This is a genomic window from Novosphingobium sp. (assembly GCF_030696665.1).
Classification (GTDB): domain Bacteria; phylum Pseudomonadota; class Alphaproteobacteria; order Sphingomonadales; family Sphingomonadaceae; genus Novosphingobium.
Window position 1 is genome coordinate 1 of sequence record NZ_JAUYRV010000044.1, and the last position, 15,864, is coordinate 15,864.

The 15,864-nt window shown below is 60.1% G+C and carries 20 protein-coding genes and 1 tRNA gene; 12 read left to right on the plus strand and 9 right to left on the minus strand.

The features are described from left to right. Positions 1-249: 249 nt before the first annotated feature. From Q8R81_RS12345 to Q8R81_RS12365, 5 genes are all read left to right on the plus strand, one after another. The gene (locus tag Q8R81_RS12345; RefSeq protein WP_305618245.1) at positions 250-570 is read left to right on the plus strand and encodes an AtpZ/AtpI family protein; all 321 of its coding nucleotides are present in this window, start codon (positions 250-252) and stop codon (positions 568-570) included. A gap of 39 nt (positions 571-609) precedes the next feature. Continuing rightward, positions 610-1,392 carry a F0F1 ATP synthase subunit A gene (locus Q8R81_RS12350; protein WP_305618246.1) on the plus strand — a complete coding sequence of 261 codons (783 nt, stop codon included), beginning with the start codon at positions 610-612 and terminating at the stop codon, positions 1,390-1,392. 45 nt (positions 1,393-1,437) lie between these two features. Beyond that, positions 1,438-1,665 carry a F0F1 ATP synthase subunit C gene (locus Q8R81_RS12355; RefSeq protein WP_011444975.1) on the plus strand — a complete coding sequence of 76 codons (228 nt, stop codon included), beginning with the start codon at positions 1,438-1,440 and terminating at the stop codon, positions 1,663-1,665. A 76-nt stretch (positions 1,666-1,741) separates the two neighbouring features. After that, positions 1,742-2,236, plus strand: a complete 495-nt coding sequence (locus tag Q8R81_RS12360) for an ATPase (protein ID WP_305618248.1) — start codon at positions 1,742-1,744, stop codon at positions 2,234-2,236. Next, positions 2,229-2,780, plus strand: coding sequence for a hypothetical protein (locus tag Q8R81_RS12365; protein WP_305618249.1), 552 nt, complete (start codon positions 2,229-2,231; stop codon positions 2,778-2,780). The genes Q8R81_RS12360 and Q8R81_RS12365 overlap by 8 nt, the downstream gene beginning before the upstream one ends. An 81-nt stretch (positions 2,781-2,861) precedes the next feature. On the opposite strand, the gene Q8R81_RS12370 is transcribed toward Q8R81_RS12365, so the two are convergent. From Q8R81_RS12370 to rpsA, 5 genes are all read right to left on the minus strand, one after another. Next, positions 2,862-3,149: a type II toxin-antitoxin system RelE/ParE family toxin gene (locus Q8R81_RS12370; RefSeq protein ID WP_305618251.1), complete on the minus strand. Its 288-nt coding sequence runs from the start codon at positions 3,147-3,149 to the stop codon at positions 2,862-2,864. Beyond that, positions 3,146-3,394: a type II toxin-antitoxin system ParD family antitoxin gene (locus Q8R81_RS12375; RefSeq protein WP_305618253.1), complete on the minus strand. Its 249-nt coding sequence runs from the start codon at positions 3,392-3,394 to the stop codon at positions 3,146-3,148. Before Q8R81_RS12375 ends, Q8R81_RS12370 begins: the two co-directional genes overlap by 4 nt. 180 nt (positions 3,395-3,574) lie before the next feature. Next, positions 3,575-4,600, minus strand: coding sequence for a LacI family DNA-binding transcriptional regulator (locus Q8R81_RS12380; RefSeq protein WP_371135365.1), 1,026 nt, complete (start codon positions 4,598-4,600; stop codon positions 3,575-3,577). A gap of 45 nt (positions 4,601-4,645) precedes the next feature. Beyond that, a complete protein-coding gene (gloB, locus tag Q8R81_RS12385; protein WP_305618256.1) occupies positions 4,646-5,410 on the minus strand; it encodes a hydroxyacylglutathione hydrolase in 765 nt (254 codons plus the stop codon). A 96-nt stretch (positions 5,411-5,506) separates the two neighbouring features. Further along, a complete protein-coding gene (gene rpsA / locus Q8R81_RS12390; RefSeq protein WP_305618259.1) occupies positions 5,507-7,213 on the minus strand; it encodes a 30S ribosomal protein S1 in 1,707 nt (568 codons plus the stop codon). Positions 7,214-7,495: 282 nt separating this feature from the next. Between rpsA and Q8R81_RS12395 the strand changes: the two genes are divergently transcribed. Together Q8R81_RS12395 and Q8R81_RS12400 are read left to right on the plus strand one after the other, a co-directional pair. Further along, a complete protein-coding gene (locus Q8R81_RS12395; RefSeq protein ID WP_305618261.1) occupies positions 7,496-8,206 on the plus strand; it encodes a hypothetical protein in 711 nt (236 codons plus the stop codon). Further along, positions 8,203-8,520 carry a hypothetical protein gene (locus Q8R81_RS12400; protein ID WP_305618264.1) on the plus strand — a complete coding sequence of 106 codons (318 nt, stop codon included), beginning with the start codon at positions 8,203-8,205 and terminating at the stop codon, positions 8,518-8,520. The genes Q8R81_RS12395 and Q8R81_RS12400 overlap by 4 nt, the downstream gene beginning before the upstream one ends. A gap of 632 nt (positions 8,521-9,152) precedes the next feature. On the opposite strand, the gene Q8R81_RS12405 is transcribed toward Q8R81_RS12400, so the two are convergent. Together Q8R81_RS12405 and aroA are read right to left on the minus strand one after the other, a co-directional pair. Then, a complete protein-coding gene (locus tag Q8R81_RS12405; RefSeq protein WP_305618267.1) occupies positions 9,153-9,782 on the minus strand; it encodes a d(CMP) kinase in 630 nt (209 codons plus the stop codon). Further along, positions 9,779-11,116 (minus strand): 3-phosphoshikimate 1-carboxyvinyltransferase, encoded by a 1,338-nt coding sequence (gene aroA, locus Q8R81_RS12410; protein WP_305618401.1) that lies wholly within the window; start codon positions 11,114-11,116, stop codon positions 9,779-9,781. Before aroA ends, Q8R81_RS12405 begins: the two co-directional genes overlap by 4 nt. A 198-nt stretch (positions 11,117-11,314) precedes the next feature. On the opposite strand from aroA, the gene Q8R81_RS12415 reads away from it, so the two are divergent. Then, the gene (locus tag Q8R81_RS12415) at positions 11,315-11,632 is read left to right on the plus strand and encodes a TIGR02300 family protein (RefSeq protein WP_305618269.1); all 318 of its coding nucleotides are present in this window, start codon (positions 11,315-11,317) and stop codon (positions 11,630-11,632) included. Positions 11,633-11,789: 157 nt separating this feature from the next. Then, positions 11,790-11,865 (plus strand) — tRNA-Ala (locus Q8R81_RS12420). Positions 11,866-12,085: 220 nt separating this feature from the next. Here Q8R81_RS12420 and Q8R81_RS12425 read toward each other — a convergent pair. After that, entirely contained in the window at positions 12,086-13,027 is a 942-nt protein-coding gene (locus tag Q8R81_RS12425; RefSeq protein WP_305618271.1) for an isopenicillin N synthase family oxygenase, read from the minus strand. Positions 13,028-13,090: 63 nt separating this feature from the next. On the opposite strand from Q8R81_RS12425, the gene Q8R81_RS12430 reads away from it, so the two are divergent. The 3 genes from Q8R81_RS12430 to Q8R81_RS12440 all read left to right on the plus strand — a co-directional run bounded on the left by Q8R81_RS12430 (position 13,091) and on the right by Q8R81_RS12440 (position 14,255). Next, positions 13,091-13,534: an EVE domain-containing protein gene (locus Q8R81_RS12430; protein ID WP_305618273.1), complete on the plus strand. Its 444-nt coding sequence runs from the start codon at positions 13,091-13,093 to the stop codon at positions 13,532-13,534. A gap of 80 nt (positions 13,535-13,614) precedes the next feature. Further along, complete coding sequence (locus tag Q8R81_RS12435) at positions 13,615-13,797, plus strand: CsbD family protein (protein WP_305618275.1); 183 nt, start codon at positions 13,615-13,617, stop codon at positions 13,795-13,797. Positions 13,798-13,979: 182 nt separating this feature from the next. Next, entirely contained in the window at positions 13,980-14,255 is a 276-nt protein-coding gene (locus Q8R81_RS12440; protein ID WP_305618277.1) for a hypothetical protein, read from the plus strand. A gap of 179 nt (positions 14,256-14,434) precedes the next feature. Here Q8R81_RS12440 and Q8R81_RS12445 read toward each other — a convergent pair whose 3' ends face one another. Continuing rightward, complete coding sequence (locus Q8R81_RS12445; RefSeq protein ID WP_305618279.1) at positions 14,435-15,745, minus strand: MFS transporter; 1,311 nt, start codon at positions 15,743-15,745, stop codon at positions 14,435-14,437. Positions 15,746-15,864 lie beyond the last annotated feature (119 nt).

Genomic DNA, 15,864 nt, shown 5'->3' on the forward strand with positions numbered 1-15,864 from the left:
GCGGGCTGGTGCCGCAACTGTCGCCCTTGGCGACAAAAAGCGCATACGAATCGCCAACGGGAAACTCTGGCTTTGGCGCCCTTCCTCGCAACTGCGAGGGAGGGCGTTCGCTTTTGCACTCATACCTTGGATCAGACACGGTTTGTGACGGTTGACTCAAAACTACCCCCCGCCTAAGGGGGCGGCGCCCTCGGCGGTCATCCGTCGTTTATGCTGCACTTTCGGTCGGGCAACTGACAGGAGAATGGCATGAATGATGAACCGTCCGGGATCGAACCTATCGGTGAGGATGCGCGGATCGACGCGCTCGACAAGCGGCTGAAAGCCCTTCGAGAGCGGGAAGAAGAGCGCAACCAGCCAAAGGCAGGCGGGGAAACCGATGCGAACTATCGCTTGGGCAACCGTGTGCTGGCGGAACTGATCGGGGGTCTTGCAGGCGGCGCGTTCATCGGCTGGGTCATTGACCAGTTTGCCGGGACAAGCCCCTGGGGGTTGCTGGTGATGTTGTTCATGGGGGTCATCGTGGCCTTCCGCAACATCATCCGAATTTCGAGCCGGCGCCCCGAATAGGGCGCTGTTGTTGTATTCGAGTGATACGGGGTTTTGCGCGTGGCCGAAGGCAAGGTCGATCCGGTTCACCAGTTCACCATCGAATCCCTGTTTGGGACCGAGAACTGGGCAATCGGTGGTTACAACATCGCGTTCACCAATTCGGCGCTGTGGATGGCGATCACCACTGCTGTGCTCGTGGTCTTCGTGGCCGGTGGTGCCAAGCGCCAACTGGTACCCGGCCGCTGGCAAATGGCGGTTGAGGGGTTGACCGGCTTTGTCGACAACCTTTTGATGGCCAACATCGGCAAGGCTGGTCGCAAGTACCTGCCTTATGTGTTCTCGCTGTTCGCGTTCATCCTGTTCGCCAACATGCTCGGCCTGATGCCACTGGCGCTGTTCGGGGTTCACCCGTTCACCTCGACCAGCCACTTCACGGTCACCGGCGTGCTCGCGATCATGAGCTTTGCCATCGTGCTGGTTGTAGGCTTTGCCAAGCATGGTCTGCACTTCTTCTCCCTGTTCGTGCCGCACGGTACGCCTGTCCTGATGATCCCGATCATTTTCCCGATCGAGCTGATCTCGTTCATGGTGCGTCCGTTCAGCCTTGGTCTGCGTCTCTTTGTGGCGATGATGGCCGGGCACGTGCTGCTCGAAGTGCTCTCGGGCTTCGTCATCTCCGGCACCAACGCCGGGGTGGGCATCTTCTTCCTCGCAGCTCTTCCCAGCTTTCTGCTGATGATCGGCATCTGCGCGCTGGAACTTCTGGTGGCAGGCATTCAGGCATATGTCTTTGCCCTGCTCACCTGCGTCTATCTGAACGACGCTGAGAACCTTCACTGATAACCGCAACATCTTCCCATACGGAATTGAAAAGGAGTTTTTGACATGGACGCAGAAAGCGCAAAGCTGCTCGGTGCTGGTCTCGCCGCTGTTGGCGCCGGTCTCGCCTCGCTCGGCGTTGGCAACGTGTTTGCCAAGTTCCTCGAAGGCGCACTGCGCAACCCCGGCGCCGCTGACGGCCAGCAGGGTCGTCTGTTCATCGGCTTTGCAGCTGCTGAACTTCTCGGCCTGCTTTCGTTCGTCGTCGCGATGATCCTGATCTTCGTTGCCTGATCAGGCTTCGAACTTCATAGATTGTTGAAATGCTGGCCGGGGTTCGCCCCGGCCGCCTGACGCCCGGACACCCGCGATGCCTCAGATTGAACAGCTTGCCACCACCTATGCCAGCCAGGTCTTCTGGTTGCTGGTGTTTTTCGGCATCATCTTTTTCGTAGTCGGCCGGGGCATGTTGCCCAAGGTCGTTTCCACGATGGATGGCCGCGACAAGCAGATCGCCGACGACCTTGCCGCTGCCGAAGCCGCACGCGCCGCCGCCGATGCGCAGGAAGAGGCATGGCGCGTCCAGGCCAACCAGCAGCGCGCTGCGGCTCAGGCCGTGATCGCTGCTGCCAAGGCGGACGCTGCCAAGGCTACCGAAGCCAGCCTCGCCGTCGCTGCGGCTCGTATCGACGAGACCGTGACCGCCGCCGAAGCCCGCATTGCCGCCGCCCGCGCTGCCGCGCTGGGTGAAGTGGAAGGCGTAGCCGCTGAAGCTGCGCAGGATATCGCAAGCCGCATCGCCGGTCTGTCGATCCCTGCCGACGAAGCGCGCGCCGCCGTGAAGGGAGTTCTTGCGCATGGCTAACCCCGTTGAAACCACTGCTGTGGTGGAACACGGCGCCGCCGCCGAACACCACGTCGAACCTTCTGCGCTGGGCCTCGGGCCAAGCGCTTGGGCAGCACTGGCGATGATCGTGTTTCTGGGCATTCTTGTTTACAAGAAGGTCCCGGGCCTGATCGTCGGCGGTCTCGACAAGCAGATCAACGCGATCCGCAAGCAGCTCGATGAAGCCAAGGTGCTCCGTGCCGAAGCCGAAAAGCTGCGTGCCGAATACGCGGCCAAGATCGCCAACGCCGAAAAGGACGCGGCGTCGATGGTCGAACACGCAAAGACCGAAGCTGCCGCGATTGTCGCCAAGGCCGAAGCCGATGCTGCCACCACCATCACCCGCCGCGAAAAGATGGCGTCCGACAAGATCGCCGCTGCCGAACGCGCCGCCATCGATGACCTGCGCGCCAAGGCCGCCGAAGCCGCAACGGCTGCAGCCCGCCAGTTGATCGCCAAGAACCACTCCGCCGGAGCCGACAAGGCACTGGTCGATGGAGCCATCGCCGGTCTGGTAAACTGATCCGCTAACCACGCATCAGGGCTATATGAACACAAAACCCCTTCCGGTTTGCGCCGGGAGGGGTTTTTGTTTGGACAGCGCTTAGAGGTGACGTTCGACGTCTTGTTTGCCGTGCAGGATGCGGACGATTTCAACCTCATCTTCCGTCATGCGGTAGTAGATCACGTGTGAGCCACAGCGGATTTTGAACATCCCGTCTTGCGCGCTGGATTTGCGCCCTATCCGTTGCCCGGTTGATACTTCGCTGCTGACGGTTTGCAGTTTGCGGGCGTAACTATTGGCCTGTACGGCCCCCCAAGTTTCTACAGAATAGTGCCAGATTTTTGCGAGATCTGCCTTGGCTGCCCGGGAATACCGAATGGCCTTCACCGCGCCTCGTACTCGCCATTCAACTCGCTCAAGAATTCTTCGAAATCGAATGGTTCGGCCATTCCGGATTTCTCGCCTTCGATCAACGCATCCTGCAAGGCCTTGAACTTGGTTTCGTGATCTTCAAGCAACCGCAGCCCTGCTCGCACAACATCGCTGGCAGACCCATAGCGGCCTGTGCTGACCTGACTGGCAATGAAGTCGCTGAAGTGTTCGCCGATGGTGACAGAGGTGTTTCGGGGCATCTTGGTATCCTCATCTGCCTAGATGTACCAAAATATAATACAATCCCGCGAAGGCCTCAACTCAAGATCAGTGGCTTTGATCAAACGCGAAGAGCAAAGCGCCGAGTAGCGGTGGAGCGAGCAACAACGTTACGATACCAGCCAGCGTGAGTGCGTCCTTGGTATCCTGCCGATTCCACTTCAAGCCCGCGTAGACCCCCGGATCACCAGCCTCACCGGCACGCGCCGCCCGGACCCTTCGGTCCCGTTGATCTTCGCCAGCAACTGCTCCACCAGCAGCGCGCCGGCCATCTGGAAGTCCGGTTCGATCGAGGTGAGGGGAGGGGTGGACCATGCGCCTGCGCGGATGCCGTCAAAGCCGATGATGCCCACCTGATCGGGAATGGCATATCCCCGCGCCGTCAGTTCCTTAAGCGCGCCCAGCGCCATCTCGTCGCACACGGCAAAGATCGCGTCGAACGCCACGCCGCTTTCCGCCAGCGCAATCGCCGCAAGCCGCCCCTGCTCCTCGCGCGCCAGTCCGCTGTCCACCTGCTGCAAGCGCGGCTCCAGTCCGGCTGAGCGCATCGCCTCGGCATAGCCCTCGTAGCGTTCCTGAAACTGCCGCTGCGGTGATGTGGCAGAGCCTATGCACACGATCTGCTTGTACCCGCGCACCAGCAGGTGCCGCGTGGCCAATGTCGCACCCGAGAGGTTGTCGCTGCGCACCCACGGCATTTCGTTGTCGGGCGATCCCCAGCAGGTCCAGTGCGTGCCCTGCGGCATATCGCCGAAATAGTCCCACGCCGCCGTGTTGGTGGTCGTGCCAATCACGATCATACCATCGGCCTTGCGCCGCTCCTGAAAGTGCCCCCAGAAGTTCTCCGGTGCATCCTGAAACGCCACCAGCGTTTCATACCCGCGCGCCGATGCTGCCGCGCAGGTGCTGCCCAGCAGCGAGAAGTAGAAGGGGTTGATGTCCTTGCGGTCCTGCGCCTCGCGGCAGATCATCACCACGGCAATCGTGCCGGTGCGCCCGCGCCGCAGCCGCGCCGCGTTCTCGTCCACCTGATAGTTCAGCCGCCGCGCCGCCTCGATCACGCGCTGCCGTGTCGGCTCGCTGATCGATGTATCACCGGCCAGCGCGCGGCTTACGGTGGACTGGCTGACGCCCGCCGCCTCGGCCACGTCGAACGACGTTACGCGGATAATCTTCCTGTCGTTCACCAAAATGCGTCCCCCCGGGTCAGCCTTCCTTTAGCAGGATCGGCGTCAGCGGAAAGTGTCCTTGGCGGTGCGCAGCGCGGCAAATGTTTCGACCGGAGAAGTCCCGCCCCACCGCGCCGCCATATCGGTGTCATCGGCCCGCAGGAACGGGTTGGCGGCCAGCTCTGCGCCAAGCGTCGTCGGCACGGTCCACTCGCCCCGCGCGCGCTTTTCGTCCACGCCATTGGCATAGGCGTGGAGCGCCTCATTGTCCGGGTCAGCAAACACCGCAAACCGGGCGTTCGCCTGTGTGTACTCATGCGCACTGTAGAGCGTCGTCTTCGCAGGCAATGCTTTCAACCGCGCAAGGCTCGCCCAGAACTGCTCCGGCGTGCCTTCAAACATGCGCCCGCAGCCCAGCGGAAACAGCGCATCCCCCACAAAGGCCACCGCCGCTTCTGGCACATGATAGGCGATGTGCCCCAGCGTATGCCCGCCCACATCGATCACCTGTGCGGAGAACGCCCCCAGCGCTACCACATCACCTTGCGCCACCGCCCGGTCAACGCCCGCAATCTTCGCCGCATCCCCCGCAGAAGCCACGATCAGACAGCCCGTAGCCGCCTTGATCGCCTCGTTCCCGCCCGCATGGTCAGGATGCCAGTGCGTGTTCCAGATCTGCGTGATCCGCCACCCCTTTGCCTCGGCCTCGCGCAAATAGGCCTCGGCATCGGGCGTATCGATACACGCCGTCTCCCCGCTCGCAGGGTCATGCACAAGGAAGCCGTAGTTGTCGGACAGGCACGGAAACTGGTGGATCTGTAAAGTCATGCCCGCAGCTTAGCGGCCTCCGCGCCACAAAGCAAAAGCCCGCCCGGATCGCTCCGGACGGGCCTTGCATGTGCTTGTCCCTTGCGGGAGCGTTTCTTAGTTGCGAGCCTTCAGCGCCGCACCAAGGATGTCGCCCAGCGAAGCGCCAGCATCCGAGGAACCGTACTGTTCCACTGCTTCCTTCTCTTCATGGAGCTGACGCGCCTTGACCGAGAAGTTGGGCTTCTTCGAACGATCGAAGCCGGTGACCATCGCATCAAGCTTCTGGCCAACCTGGAAGCGGTCGGGACGCTGTTCGTCACGGTCGCGGCCCAGGTCCGAACGCTTGATGAAGCCGGTTGCGCCATCGTCGCCAGCCTGCACTTCAAGGCCGCCATCGCGGACTTCAAGCACAGTCACGGTGATCACTTCGCCGCGGCGCAGCGATCCGGTTGCGCTTGCAGCAACGCCACCAGCGGCCGGAGCACCCTTTTCAAGCTGCTTCATGCCAAGGCTGATGCGTTCCTTCTCGACGTCAACGTCGAGAACCACGGCCGAGACTTCCTCGCCCTTGCGGTGCAGTGCCAGCGCGTCTTCGCCCGAGATGCCCCATGCGATGTCCGACATGTGGACCATGCCGTCCACGTCGCCGTCCAGACCGATGAACAGGCCGAACTCGGTGGCGTTCTTGACTTCGCCTTCCACGGTCGAACCGACCGGGTGCTTGTCTGCAAACGCTTCCCACGGGTTCTGCTGGGCCTGCTTGAGGCCGAGCGAGATGCGGCGCTTGTCGCTGTCGACTTCCAGAACCAGCACGTCGACTTCCTGCGAGGTCGAAACGATCTTGCCGGGGTGGACGTTCTTCTTGGTCCACGACATTTCCGAAACGTGGACCAGGCCTTCGATGCCAGCTTCCAGTTCCACGAACGCGCCATATTCGGTGATGTTGGTGACAACGCCCGAAAGCTTTGCGCCCACCGGATACTTCGCGGCCACGCCATCCCACGGATCGCTTTCCAGCTGCTTCATGCCAAGGCTGATGCGCTGCGTGTCCTGGTTGATGCGGATGATCTGCACCTTCACCGTGTCGCCAATGGCGATCACTTCCGAAGGATGGTTCACGCGCTTGTAGCTCATGTCCGTCACGTGGAGCAGGCCATCGATGCCGCCAAGATCAACGAACGCACCGTAATCGGTGATGTTCTTGACCACGCCGTCGATGATCTGGCCTTCCTTGAGGTTCATGATCAGGCCCGAACGCTGTTCTGCGCGGGTTTCTTCGAGGACTGCACGGCGCGAAACCACGATGTTGCCACGGCGGCGATCCATCTTCAGAATCTGGAACGGCTGCGGCATGTCCATCAGCGGGGTCACATCGCGCACGGGGCGGATGTCGACCTGCGAGCCGGGAAGGAACGCCACGGCGCCGTCGAGGTCGACCGTGAAGCCGCCCTTAACGCGGCCGAAGATCACGCCTTCAACGCGCTTGCCTTCGCCGAATTCGTTTTCAAGCTTGTCCCATGCGGCTTCGCGGCGAGCGCGGTCGCGCGAGAGCATCGCTTCGCCGTCAGCGTTTTCAACGCGATCGACATAAACTTCCACTTCATCGCCGACCGAAAGGCCGTGCGGCTGGCCGGGCGAGGCGAATTCGCGCAGGGCAACGCGGCCCTCGCTCTTCAGGCCTACGTCGATGACGGCCTTGTCGTTTTCGATGGCAGTGATGGTGCCCTTGACGACGCGGCCTTCAAAGCCACCGTTGGCGGCTCCGCCAAGCGATTCGTCAAGCAGCGCGGCGAAATCGTCGCGCGACGGGTTGGTAGCCATTATATCCAAGCTTCCTGTAACAAATATACCGGCCAGGCGGTTGTTTCCGCCGGTCTTTCCTCCACGCCCCGCACCATGCGAACCGTGGGCCAAAAAGGGCCGAACCGCCCCCGAAGCCGAATGCTGACGGGGGCATCCGGGCGAGCGTGAGCCTGCGCGGATGGGCGGCGCTTAGGCGCAAAGGGTGGGAAAAGCAAGGAAAATGGGGTCGATTAGCATCTTTTAGGCGCGCTCCTGTTTTGAGACTCGATTTCGAAGGCACTTTAAAATTATACTGGGCGAATGAGAACATCGCTCCGACCTACATTCAATTCGTGCCTTGTTTTGGCGGGCCTTTTGTTATTTGTGCCACCGCCCATTTTTGTACGAGCAAGCGCTGCTCAGCTTGCTAAAACTGGCGTCGGAGAAAGTGCTAAAGCAGCAGGCAGTGTACGCGAAGAAATAGGGCAAAGAGAGTGGTATAACCAAGGATGGTGGCCAATAATTGGGGGAATTTCTGCGCTCATAGTCACAAACGCAGTTTCCGTCACTATTGTCTATGTCCAATCCTCAAAATCTTTTAATATGATTGTTCGTCAACGAAAAATTGAATTTTTATCTGAATCTTTACAAGAGTTCTACAGCCCATTGCTGGCACTCATAGATATTAATGGTGAGATATTTTCGGAAACCGGCCCTAAGACATTTCCGCTTGAGGAGCCTAGCCGTAGTGCTGCAGCACTTGTGTGGCATGAAACAAAAAAGAAAATTTTACAAAACAACATTGAAATCGAAAATATCCTTCGAACAAAATCGCATTATCTTGATGAGTCAGATAGTTTGACACATTATCACTCTCTACTTTTGCATGTGTCGATGTATGAAACGTTTCAGTCGGTTGAGACCGAAATTTACAAAAAATTTCTCTTTCCTCACCATGTGCGAGAGCATATTTTTAATACGCGAACACAGGTTTTGGAAAAGCTCTATATTGCGACAGGAGAAACTATATGAGTACCTATTGGTTGAGGAGGAAGATTGAAGATGAAACGAATGCAAAAACAGATCGTAAAGATCCAGTTATAACGATAAATTATTCTGGCGGTTCCCTTAGTGTTTATTGTCCAAATCCTAGCGAATATGCTGTTGATTCGGATGTAGTTAAAAAGGCTGCTGATCTAGGGGCTGAAATAATTGCGTACGCATCTACGTGGTGCAAGGCGACTTATGAGGCGAAGCAATATGGGAAATCGATCGGAGTTGATGTCATGCCTTATGCAGGGTTATTTGCCCTACTAAAAAGGAGGGGTGTCTTATTTATAGAATAGAGGAATGGTTGACAAACTATCTAGTGCCCTTTCGAGATAGACTCGATGGAGCGTACCTTTTTGGTTCATATATTCTCAACGTGGACAGCCCCAATGACATTGACCTCGTTCTTGTGACACTAGATAAAGCAGGGAGTTTAGATTGGCTGAAAATACGTATGCTACGGACTTCGTTAAGTGCGCCATTCTACCGGGAATTTGGCATACCACTTTCTGCTATGGTTCTTACTTCACTCGAGTGGCGTGAACTGAAAGAAATTATGTTTCGCCACCGAAAGGCGCTTTGGTAAAGTCCGAACATATGCTTTCGGTTTAACGTTCAATTTCAACCAATTCCCAGCCGCTCTTTTGTCCAAAAATTTCCGGAGTCGAGTGATGTGTACCGCTACCATCTAGCCACTTCAGAATGATGTGCCGTTCAGTGATCTCAATGATTTCTGCATTCCTAAAGTGACCAAACCCGTATCTGGGATGGATTCCACGCCAAACTTGGCCAATTTCTGGTGACACATTGTTGGGCATAATGGCAGCTTTCCTCGGATAAATTCAAATTTGACAAATTTCTTTTGGAACTTGCAAAGGCTTATAGTTAGCGACGACTGGATCGTGTTTGACGGTAAAAGGTCAAAAAATCAATCTGTAATACCAACCTGCTTCTCCACCAGCGCAATCGCCGTCGCCACCGCCATCTCCCGCGTCAAATTCGACGTATCCAGCAACGCCGCGCCCTCGGCCTGCCGCAACGGAGCCTCCGCCCGGTTCCGGTCGCGCTCATCGCGCTCCGCCAGGTCAGCCTCGATCTCCTCGCGCGCCACATCCTTGCCCAGCCCGCGCATCTCCGCCCAACGCCGCATCGCGCGCGCGCTGACGCTGGCGGTGACGAACAGCTTGGCGTCGGCATGGGGGGCGATCACGGTGGCGATGTCGCGGCCGTCCAGCACGGCGCCGCCTGCTTGGTTCGCAAAGGCCTGTTGCCGCGCCAGCAGCGCCGCGCGCACGGCGGGATGCACCGAAACGCGGCTGGCATAGCCGCCGCTTTCCTCACTGCGCAGTTCGGGATCGTCCAGCAGGCTTTCGGGAAAGCCGCACGCCGCCAGCGCTGCGGGCGCATCATCGGGATTGCCGCCGCTCAGGAACACCTGTCGCCCCACCGCACGATAGAGCAGTCCGGTGTCTAGATGCGGCAGGCCGAAATGCGCGGCGAGCGCCTTGGCGATGGTGCCTTTGCCCGAAGCGGTCGGGCCATCCACGGCGATGATCATGCGGCCGCACCTTCAGGTCGGACACTGGCCAGCAGGCTTTCGAACACCGGAAAGCTGGTGGCGATGGGCCGCGTGTCGTCCACTTCCACGCCGCGCTTGCTGGCGATTCCGGCAATCGCCATCGCCATCGCAATGCGGTGGTCCAGATGCGTCACCACGCTTGCGCCGTCCGCCGTGCCGGGCAGCGGATCGCCGCCGGTGCCGTCGATGATCAACCCGTCCTCGGTCTCAGTCACGGTCGCACCTGCCAGCTCCAGCGCGGCGCGCATCGCGCTGATCCGGTCGCTTTCCTTCACGCGCAGTTCTTCCAGCCCGGTGGTCACGGTGCGGCCCTTGGCGAGCGCGGCGGCCACGAACAGCACCGGGAATTCGTCCACCATGCTCGGCACCACGGCGGGGTCCACGTCGATGCCGGTCAGCAGCGAATGGCGCACGCGCAGGTCTGCCACCGGCTCACCGCCCACATCGCGCCGGTCCAGTTCCTCGATGCTCCCGCCCATCAGCCGCAGCACATCGAACAGCGCGGCGCGCGTGGGGTTCAGCCCCACGTTCTCCACCACAAGGTCAGACCCTTCGACCAGCAGCGCCGCCACCACAAAGAACGCGGCAGACGACGGATCGCCCGGCACCACGATATCCTGTGGCTTCAATTCCGCCTCGCCACGCACGCGGATGATCCGCGCACCGTCATCGGCCAGATCGACGGTCAGTTCCGCGCCAAACCCGCGCAGCATCCGTTCCGAATGATCCCGCGTAGGGATCGGTTCGATCACCGTGGTGATACCCGGCGTGTTCAGCCCCGCCAGCAGGATCGCGCTCTTCACTTGCGCCGAAGCCACCGGCAGCCGGTATTCGATCGGCACGGCAGGCGAAATGCCGCGCAGCGTCAGGGGGAGCCGCCCGCCGGGGCTGGCGCTAAACTCAGCGCCCATCGTGGAAAGCGGATCGATCACGCGCCCCATCGGCCGCTTGGACAGCGAACCATCGCCCACGAACGTCGCGGTGATCGGATGCGTGGCGACCAGCCCCATCAGCAGCCGCGTCGACGTGCCGGAATTGCCCATGTCGAGCGCCGCTTGCGGTTGCAGCAACCCGCCCACACCCACGCCGTGAACATGCCACATGCCGTCCGCATCACGCTCGATGGTTGCGCCCATCGCGCGCATGGCGGCGGCGGTGGAGAGCACGTCCTCGCCTTCCAGCAGCCCCGTCACCCGCGTCTCACCCACCGCCAGCGCGCCCAGCATGATCGAGCGGTGGCTGATGGACTTGTCGCCCGGCACGCGAATCCGCCCGGTCAGCGGGCCGGAAGCGGTGAAGCGGCGGGGGCGCATCTGCGCAGGGTCGTGTGAAGACACAGGACAACTCTTTCAGGTCGGGGAGGCGGATAAAGCGCGCGGCTTTTGACAGCAGCGCGCCGCTATGGCAAGGCGCGCGCTCTCTTGATTCCGCGGATGCGCGGACCCATCAAGTGTGCAGTTTCTCCGCCCGGGCAAAATCCTTTCGCGCCGGGCCAGTCTTGAGGAAGTTTCATGGTCAAGCCGGAATGGGGCGCCAAGCACGGTTGTCCGAAGTGTGGCACCCGCTTCTACGATCTGGGCAAAACCGACCCGATCACCTGCGTCGAGTGCAAGTACACCTGGACCGCCGAGCCGGTGCTCAAGTCGAAGCAGCCGATCCCTTATGAAGAAGTTCAGAAGGAGAAGGTCGATGTCGCCCCTGACGTCGATCTGGCCGACGAAGACATCGACATCGACGAAGACGGCGATTCGCCCGACAATGACGTTGATCTCGGCGGCGACGACGACCTTGGCGTGCCCGGCACGAGCGGGGACGACGACGAAGTTTGATGCTGACTTGGGGCCGACCTTTCGGGTCGGCTCCGAAAAATTTCTGCAGGCGGTTTTTTCGTCTTGCCAGTCCGGGCACTCTCCCTTAGAGGCGCGGCTCCCGGCGAGATAGACCCGCCGGAACAGGCTGCTTCCCACAGGCGCTTGTTGGAAATATGGGGCCTTAGCTCAGCTGGGAGAGCGCCTGCATGGCATGCAGGAGGTCAGCGGTTCGATCCCGCTAGGCTCCACCATTTCTTCTGAAAGGCCGCCTTCGGGCGGCTTTTTTGCGTTTGGGCACAGGCGTTTGCGCGGTGTTTCCGAAGTGCACCTAGATGCACCTAACTGCACCTAGCCAACACCAAAGCGCCCCCGCGAAGGCGGGGGCCTCAGGCTGCGTGGCGCTAGTTTGAGGTTTCGTAAACGGCCAGCGGCCCCCGCCTGCGCGGGGGCGCGTTGGTCAGTTTTCTCGGGTCATTTTTTCAGGCCAATTTCGCGCAGGCGTTCCTGCAGGTAATCGTCCGCAGTGATCGACACGGGATAGCGGTCCGGATTTTCGTCGGTGATGCACTGCGTCAGCGTCTCAAACCGGAAATCGCTGCGCAGGTGCAGGAAGAACGGCATCGAATAGCGGCTGTGCTTGGCCCGCTCTCCGTCCGGGTTGCGCACGCGGTGCGTGGTGGAGGGCAGGACGTGATTCGTCAGCCGCTGCAGCATGTCCCCGATGTTCACCGCCAGCGCGCCTTGCGGCGGTGAAACGCTGATCCAATCGCCTGATTTCGAAAGCAATTCCAGACCAGCCTCTTCGGCGCCCAGCAGCAGCGTGATCAGATTGATGTCCTCATGCGCCCCTGCCCGAATCGCGCCCGGCTCTGCATCGGCGGGCAGGGGAGGATAATGGAGCAGGCGCATCACCGAATTGCCGTCCTCGATTGCCGGATCGAACCAATGCTCGTCCAGCCCCAGCCACTGCGCAATCCGCGCCAGAATCCGCGCGCCTACGCGGTCGAATTCGGCGTAGAGTTCCTCGAACGTTTCGCGGAAACCTTCGGGCTGTGTGGGCCAGATGTTGGGGAACATTGACATGCTGGCAAGCGGGTGATCGGCTGGAAGATCGCGGCCAACGTGCCAGAACTCCTTGAGATCATGGCGTTTTGCCCCCTTCGCGATTTCCGTGCCGAACGGCGTATAGCCGCGCGCGCCGCCAAGGCCGTCGATGTAATAGCTCCGCTTCTCCGCTTCGGGCAGCGCAAAGAATTCGGCGGTGAGTTTCCACGCGCGGGCGATCAGGTCTGCGTCGATGCCGTGGTCTTTCACCATAGCGAAGCCAAATGTCTGAAAGCTTTCGCCCAGTTCGCGGGAAAGGGCATCAGGCTCGGTCGTCAGCGAGATCACCGGCAAGGTTTCGAGAGGCATGGTGTTCCAGTTCGCAAATTTGTCGCTATGGAAACCGCCTTAACGGGATTCTCGCGGGGTTTCATGACCAAAATCAACATCGCAGACACGACTGGCCGCAACCTCTGGCTGATGAAGTCCGAACCCGACGTCTATGGCTGGGACGATCTGGTGGCTGAGGGCGAGGGAACGTGGGATGGGGTGCGCAATCATCTTGCTGCGCGCAACCTTCGCACGATGCAGCCGGGCGATCTGGCGTTCTTCTATCATTCGAACATCGGCATCGAAATTGTGGGGGTGGCGGTGATCAGTGAAGGGGGATTGACCGACCCGACCGACCCCGAAGGCAAATGGGCGGCGGTAAAGGTGAAGCCGGTGGAAAAGCTGCCGCAGTCAGTGACGCTTAAACAGGTGAAGGCGACGCCGGAGTTGCAGGAGATGGACCTGATCCGCTTGTCGCGCCTGTCGGTCGGATCGGTGCGGCCCGATGAATGGGCGCTCGTTCTGAAGATGGCTGGCGCTGTTTGACGGGAACCGGATTGGCCTGTTGCGCGTATTTGTCTCCGAGAGGGCGAACGGTTTCGCCCGACAAATCAAGGAGATTCCCTGTGGGTGAAATGACCGACAAGGCCAAGGGCCTCGCCAACGAAGCTGCTGGCAACATCAAGCAGGCCGTAGGCAAGGCAACCAGCAACGAAAAGCTGCAGGCTGAAGGCATTGCGCAAGAGCGCAAGGGCGAAGCCCAGCAGGTTGAAGGCAAGGTCAAGGGCGCGCTGGGCGACAAGGTCTGAGCACGAACTGAGACGTTTTTGACTGGCGCTCAGTCTTCCTCGCCAGTTGAAGAGAGGGCCGTCCCGCTTGAGGCGGCCCTTCTCGTTTGCGGAGCTTTCGACTTGTGTCCCGCCTTGGAACGATCCCGATAATGGCGGAAAACCGGGATACCGAAAGGTGAATAATTCGTTAAGCAGGCGTCATGAACAGGTCGCTCGCAACTGCCGCCGCTTCGGGTGCTGCCTATGGCACAGCCCGCCATTCCTTCCGCGCCTCGCTACCGCGCCATGTGCTGCGGGAACTGCCCAAGCTGGAGCCGGAAGTGGTTGCCGCCATGCGTCGGGCCGAGGAGCGCCTGCGCGAGATGGATGTGCGGTCCGAGCCGGTCGACCTCAAGCGCATCACCATGCAGGACGTCCGTGATTTCATGATTGCCTATTGTGCGTGCTTCATGGCGGTGATGGTGTTTATCGCCTGATGGCTTAGCTTCAGGTATTTTTCGGGCAGCGTGTCACGTATCCCGAATTTGAGCGTCATCCTGAACTTGTTTCAGGGTCCATTGGGCCAATCAGGCGTCAGCTTGTGGGGAAAGATGGACCCTGAAACAAGTTCAGGGTGACGAATATTGGTGAGCCGTGGGCTGTGCTCCAAGGCCAATTACGCTGCCTTTGCGGGTTTCTCAGCCTTGTAGAGGAGCCAGCCCAGCCACGCCGACACCACGCACATTGCCGCGCCGAGCAGAAGCTGGTCAACCAGTGCCACGCCCAACCCGCTAAGGCCGCCTGCGACCAGCGCGCCGACCACCATCGCGCCTGAATTGACGATGTTGTTCGCCGCAATCGTCCGTGCGGTTTCAGACTTGTGGACCACGGTGGTGAGGAAGGCATAGAGCGGCACGACGAACATGCCGCCAGCCACCGCGATGCCCAGCAGGCACAGCAGCAGCGGAACGGCGAGCGGCTGGACGATGAACGTAGCCACATCCATCAACTGCTGTCCGGGCATTTCGGGCCACATCTTGCACACCACGTGAAAGGCCACGACGAACACGCCCATCACCATTACTGATGCGGGCGAATAGCGCGCCGAGACGGTGCCTTTCAGCAGCGCGTTGATCGACATGGAGCCGATGGCGATGCCGACGGAAAACATCACGAGAAACAGGCTGGCGACTTCCTTGCTGGCATAGAGCACGTTCTTGGCCAGCGGCGGAAACTGGATGAACAGCACCGTGCCGACCGTCCAGAAAAAGCTGATGGCGATGATGGCCATGAACACCTGACGGTGTCGTGTGGTGTTGCGGATCAGCCGCCATGACGAGGTGAAGACGTTGAAATCGATCTTCTGCGCTTCGTGGATTGGTGGGGCAGGGGGCACCTGCCGCCCGGAGAAATAGCCGACCAGCGCGGTCAGTACGACGCCACCGGCGGCGACTTCGACCGGAATCCAGCCTGCCAGAATCGTGCCTGCAAGGATGGCGATATAGGTGCCCGCCTCTACCAGACCGGTGCCGGCAAGAACTTCATTATCGTGCAGATGCTGCGGCAGGATGGCGTATTTGATCGGACCGAAAAATGTGGAGTGGACGCCCATTGCCAGCAGCGCGGCGAGCATCAGCGGGATGGCGATGGCTTCGACTTCCATGCCCAGCCACGCCATGACCAATCCTGCGCCGCCGACCACCATGATCGCGATTTCGCAGGCCTTTACCACGCGGATGATCTTGGCTTTGTCGCGCATGTCGGCCAGTTGCCCGGCGAGCGCGGAGAGCAGGAAGAACGGCAGGATGAACAGGCCCGAGGCGATGGCCGAAAAGCGCGCCTCTTCCGCTTCGGAACTGTAGACGCTGTACACCACGTACAGGACCATCGCGTTCTTGTAGAGATTGTCGTTGAAGGCCCCCAGAAGCTGGGTGACGAACAGCGGAAGGAAGCGGCGCGTGCGCACCAGATGCGTCGATGTTGTCATTTAATCCGTTGCCAGCATCTTCTCGTCCCGCGCACCCTTAGCCGCGAGCGAGCCTCGGGCAAGCAGTTTTGAACTCGAACGCGGTAGGGCGTGAATGTTGCGATTCCGTTTGACGCAAT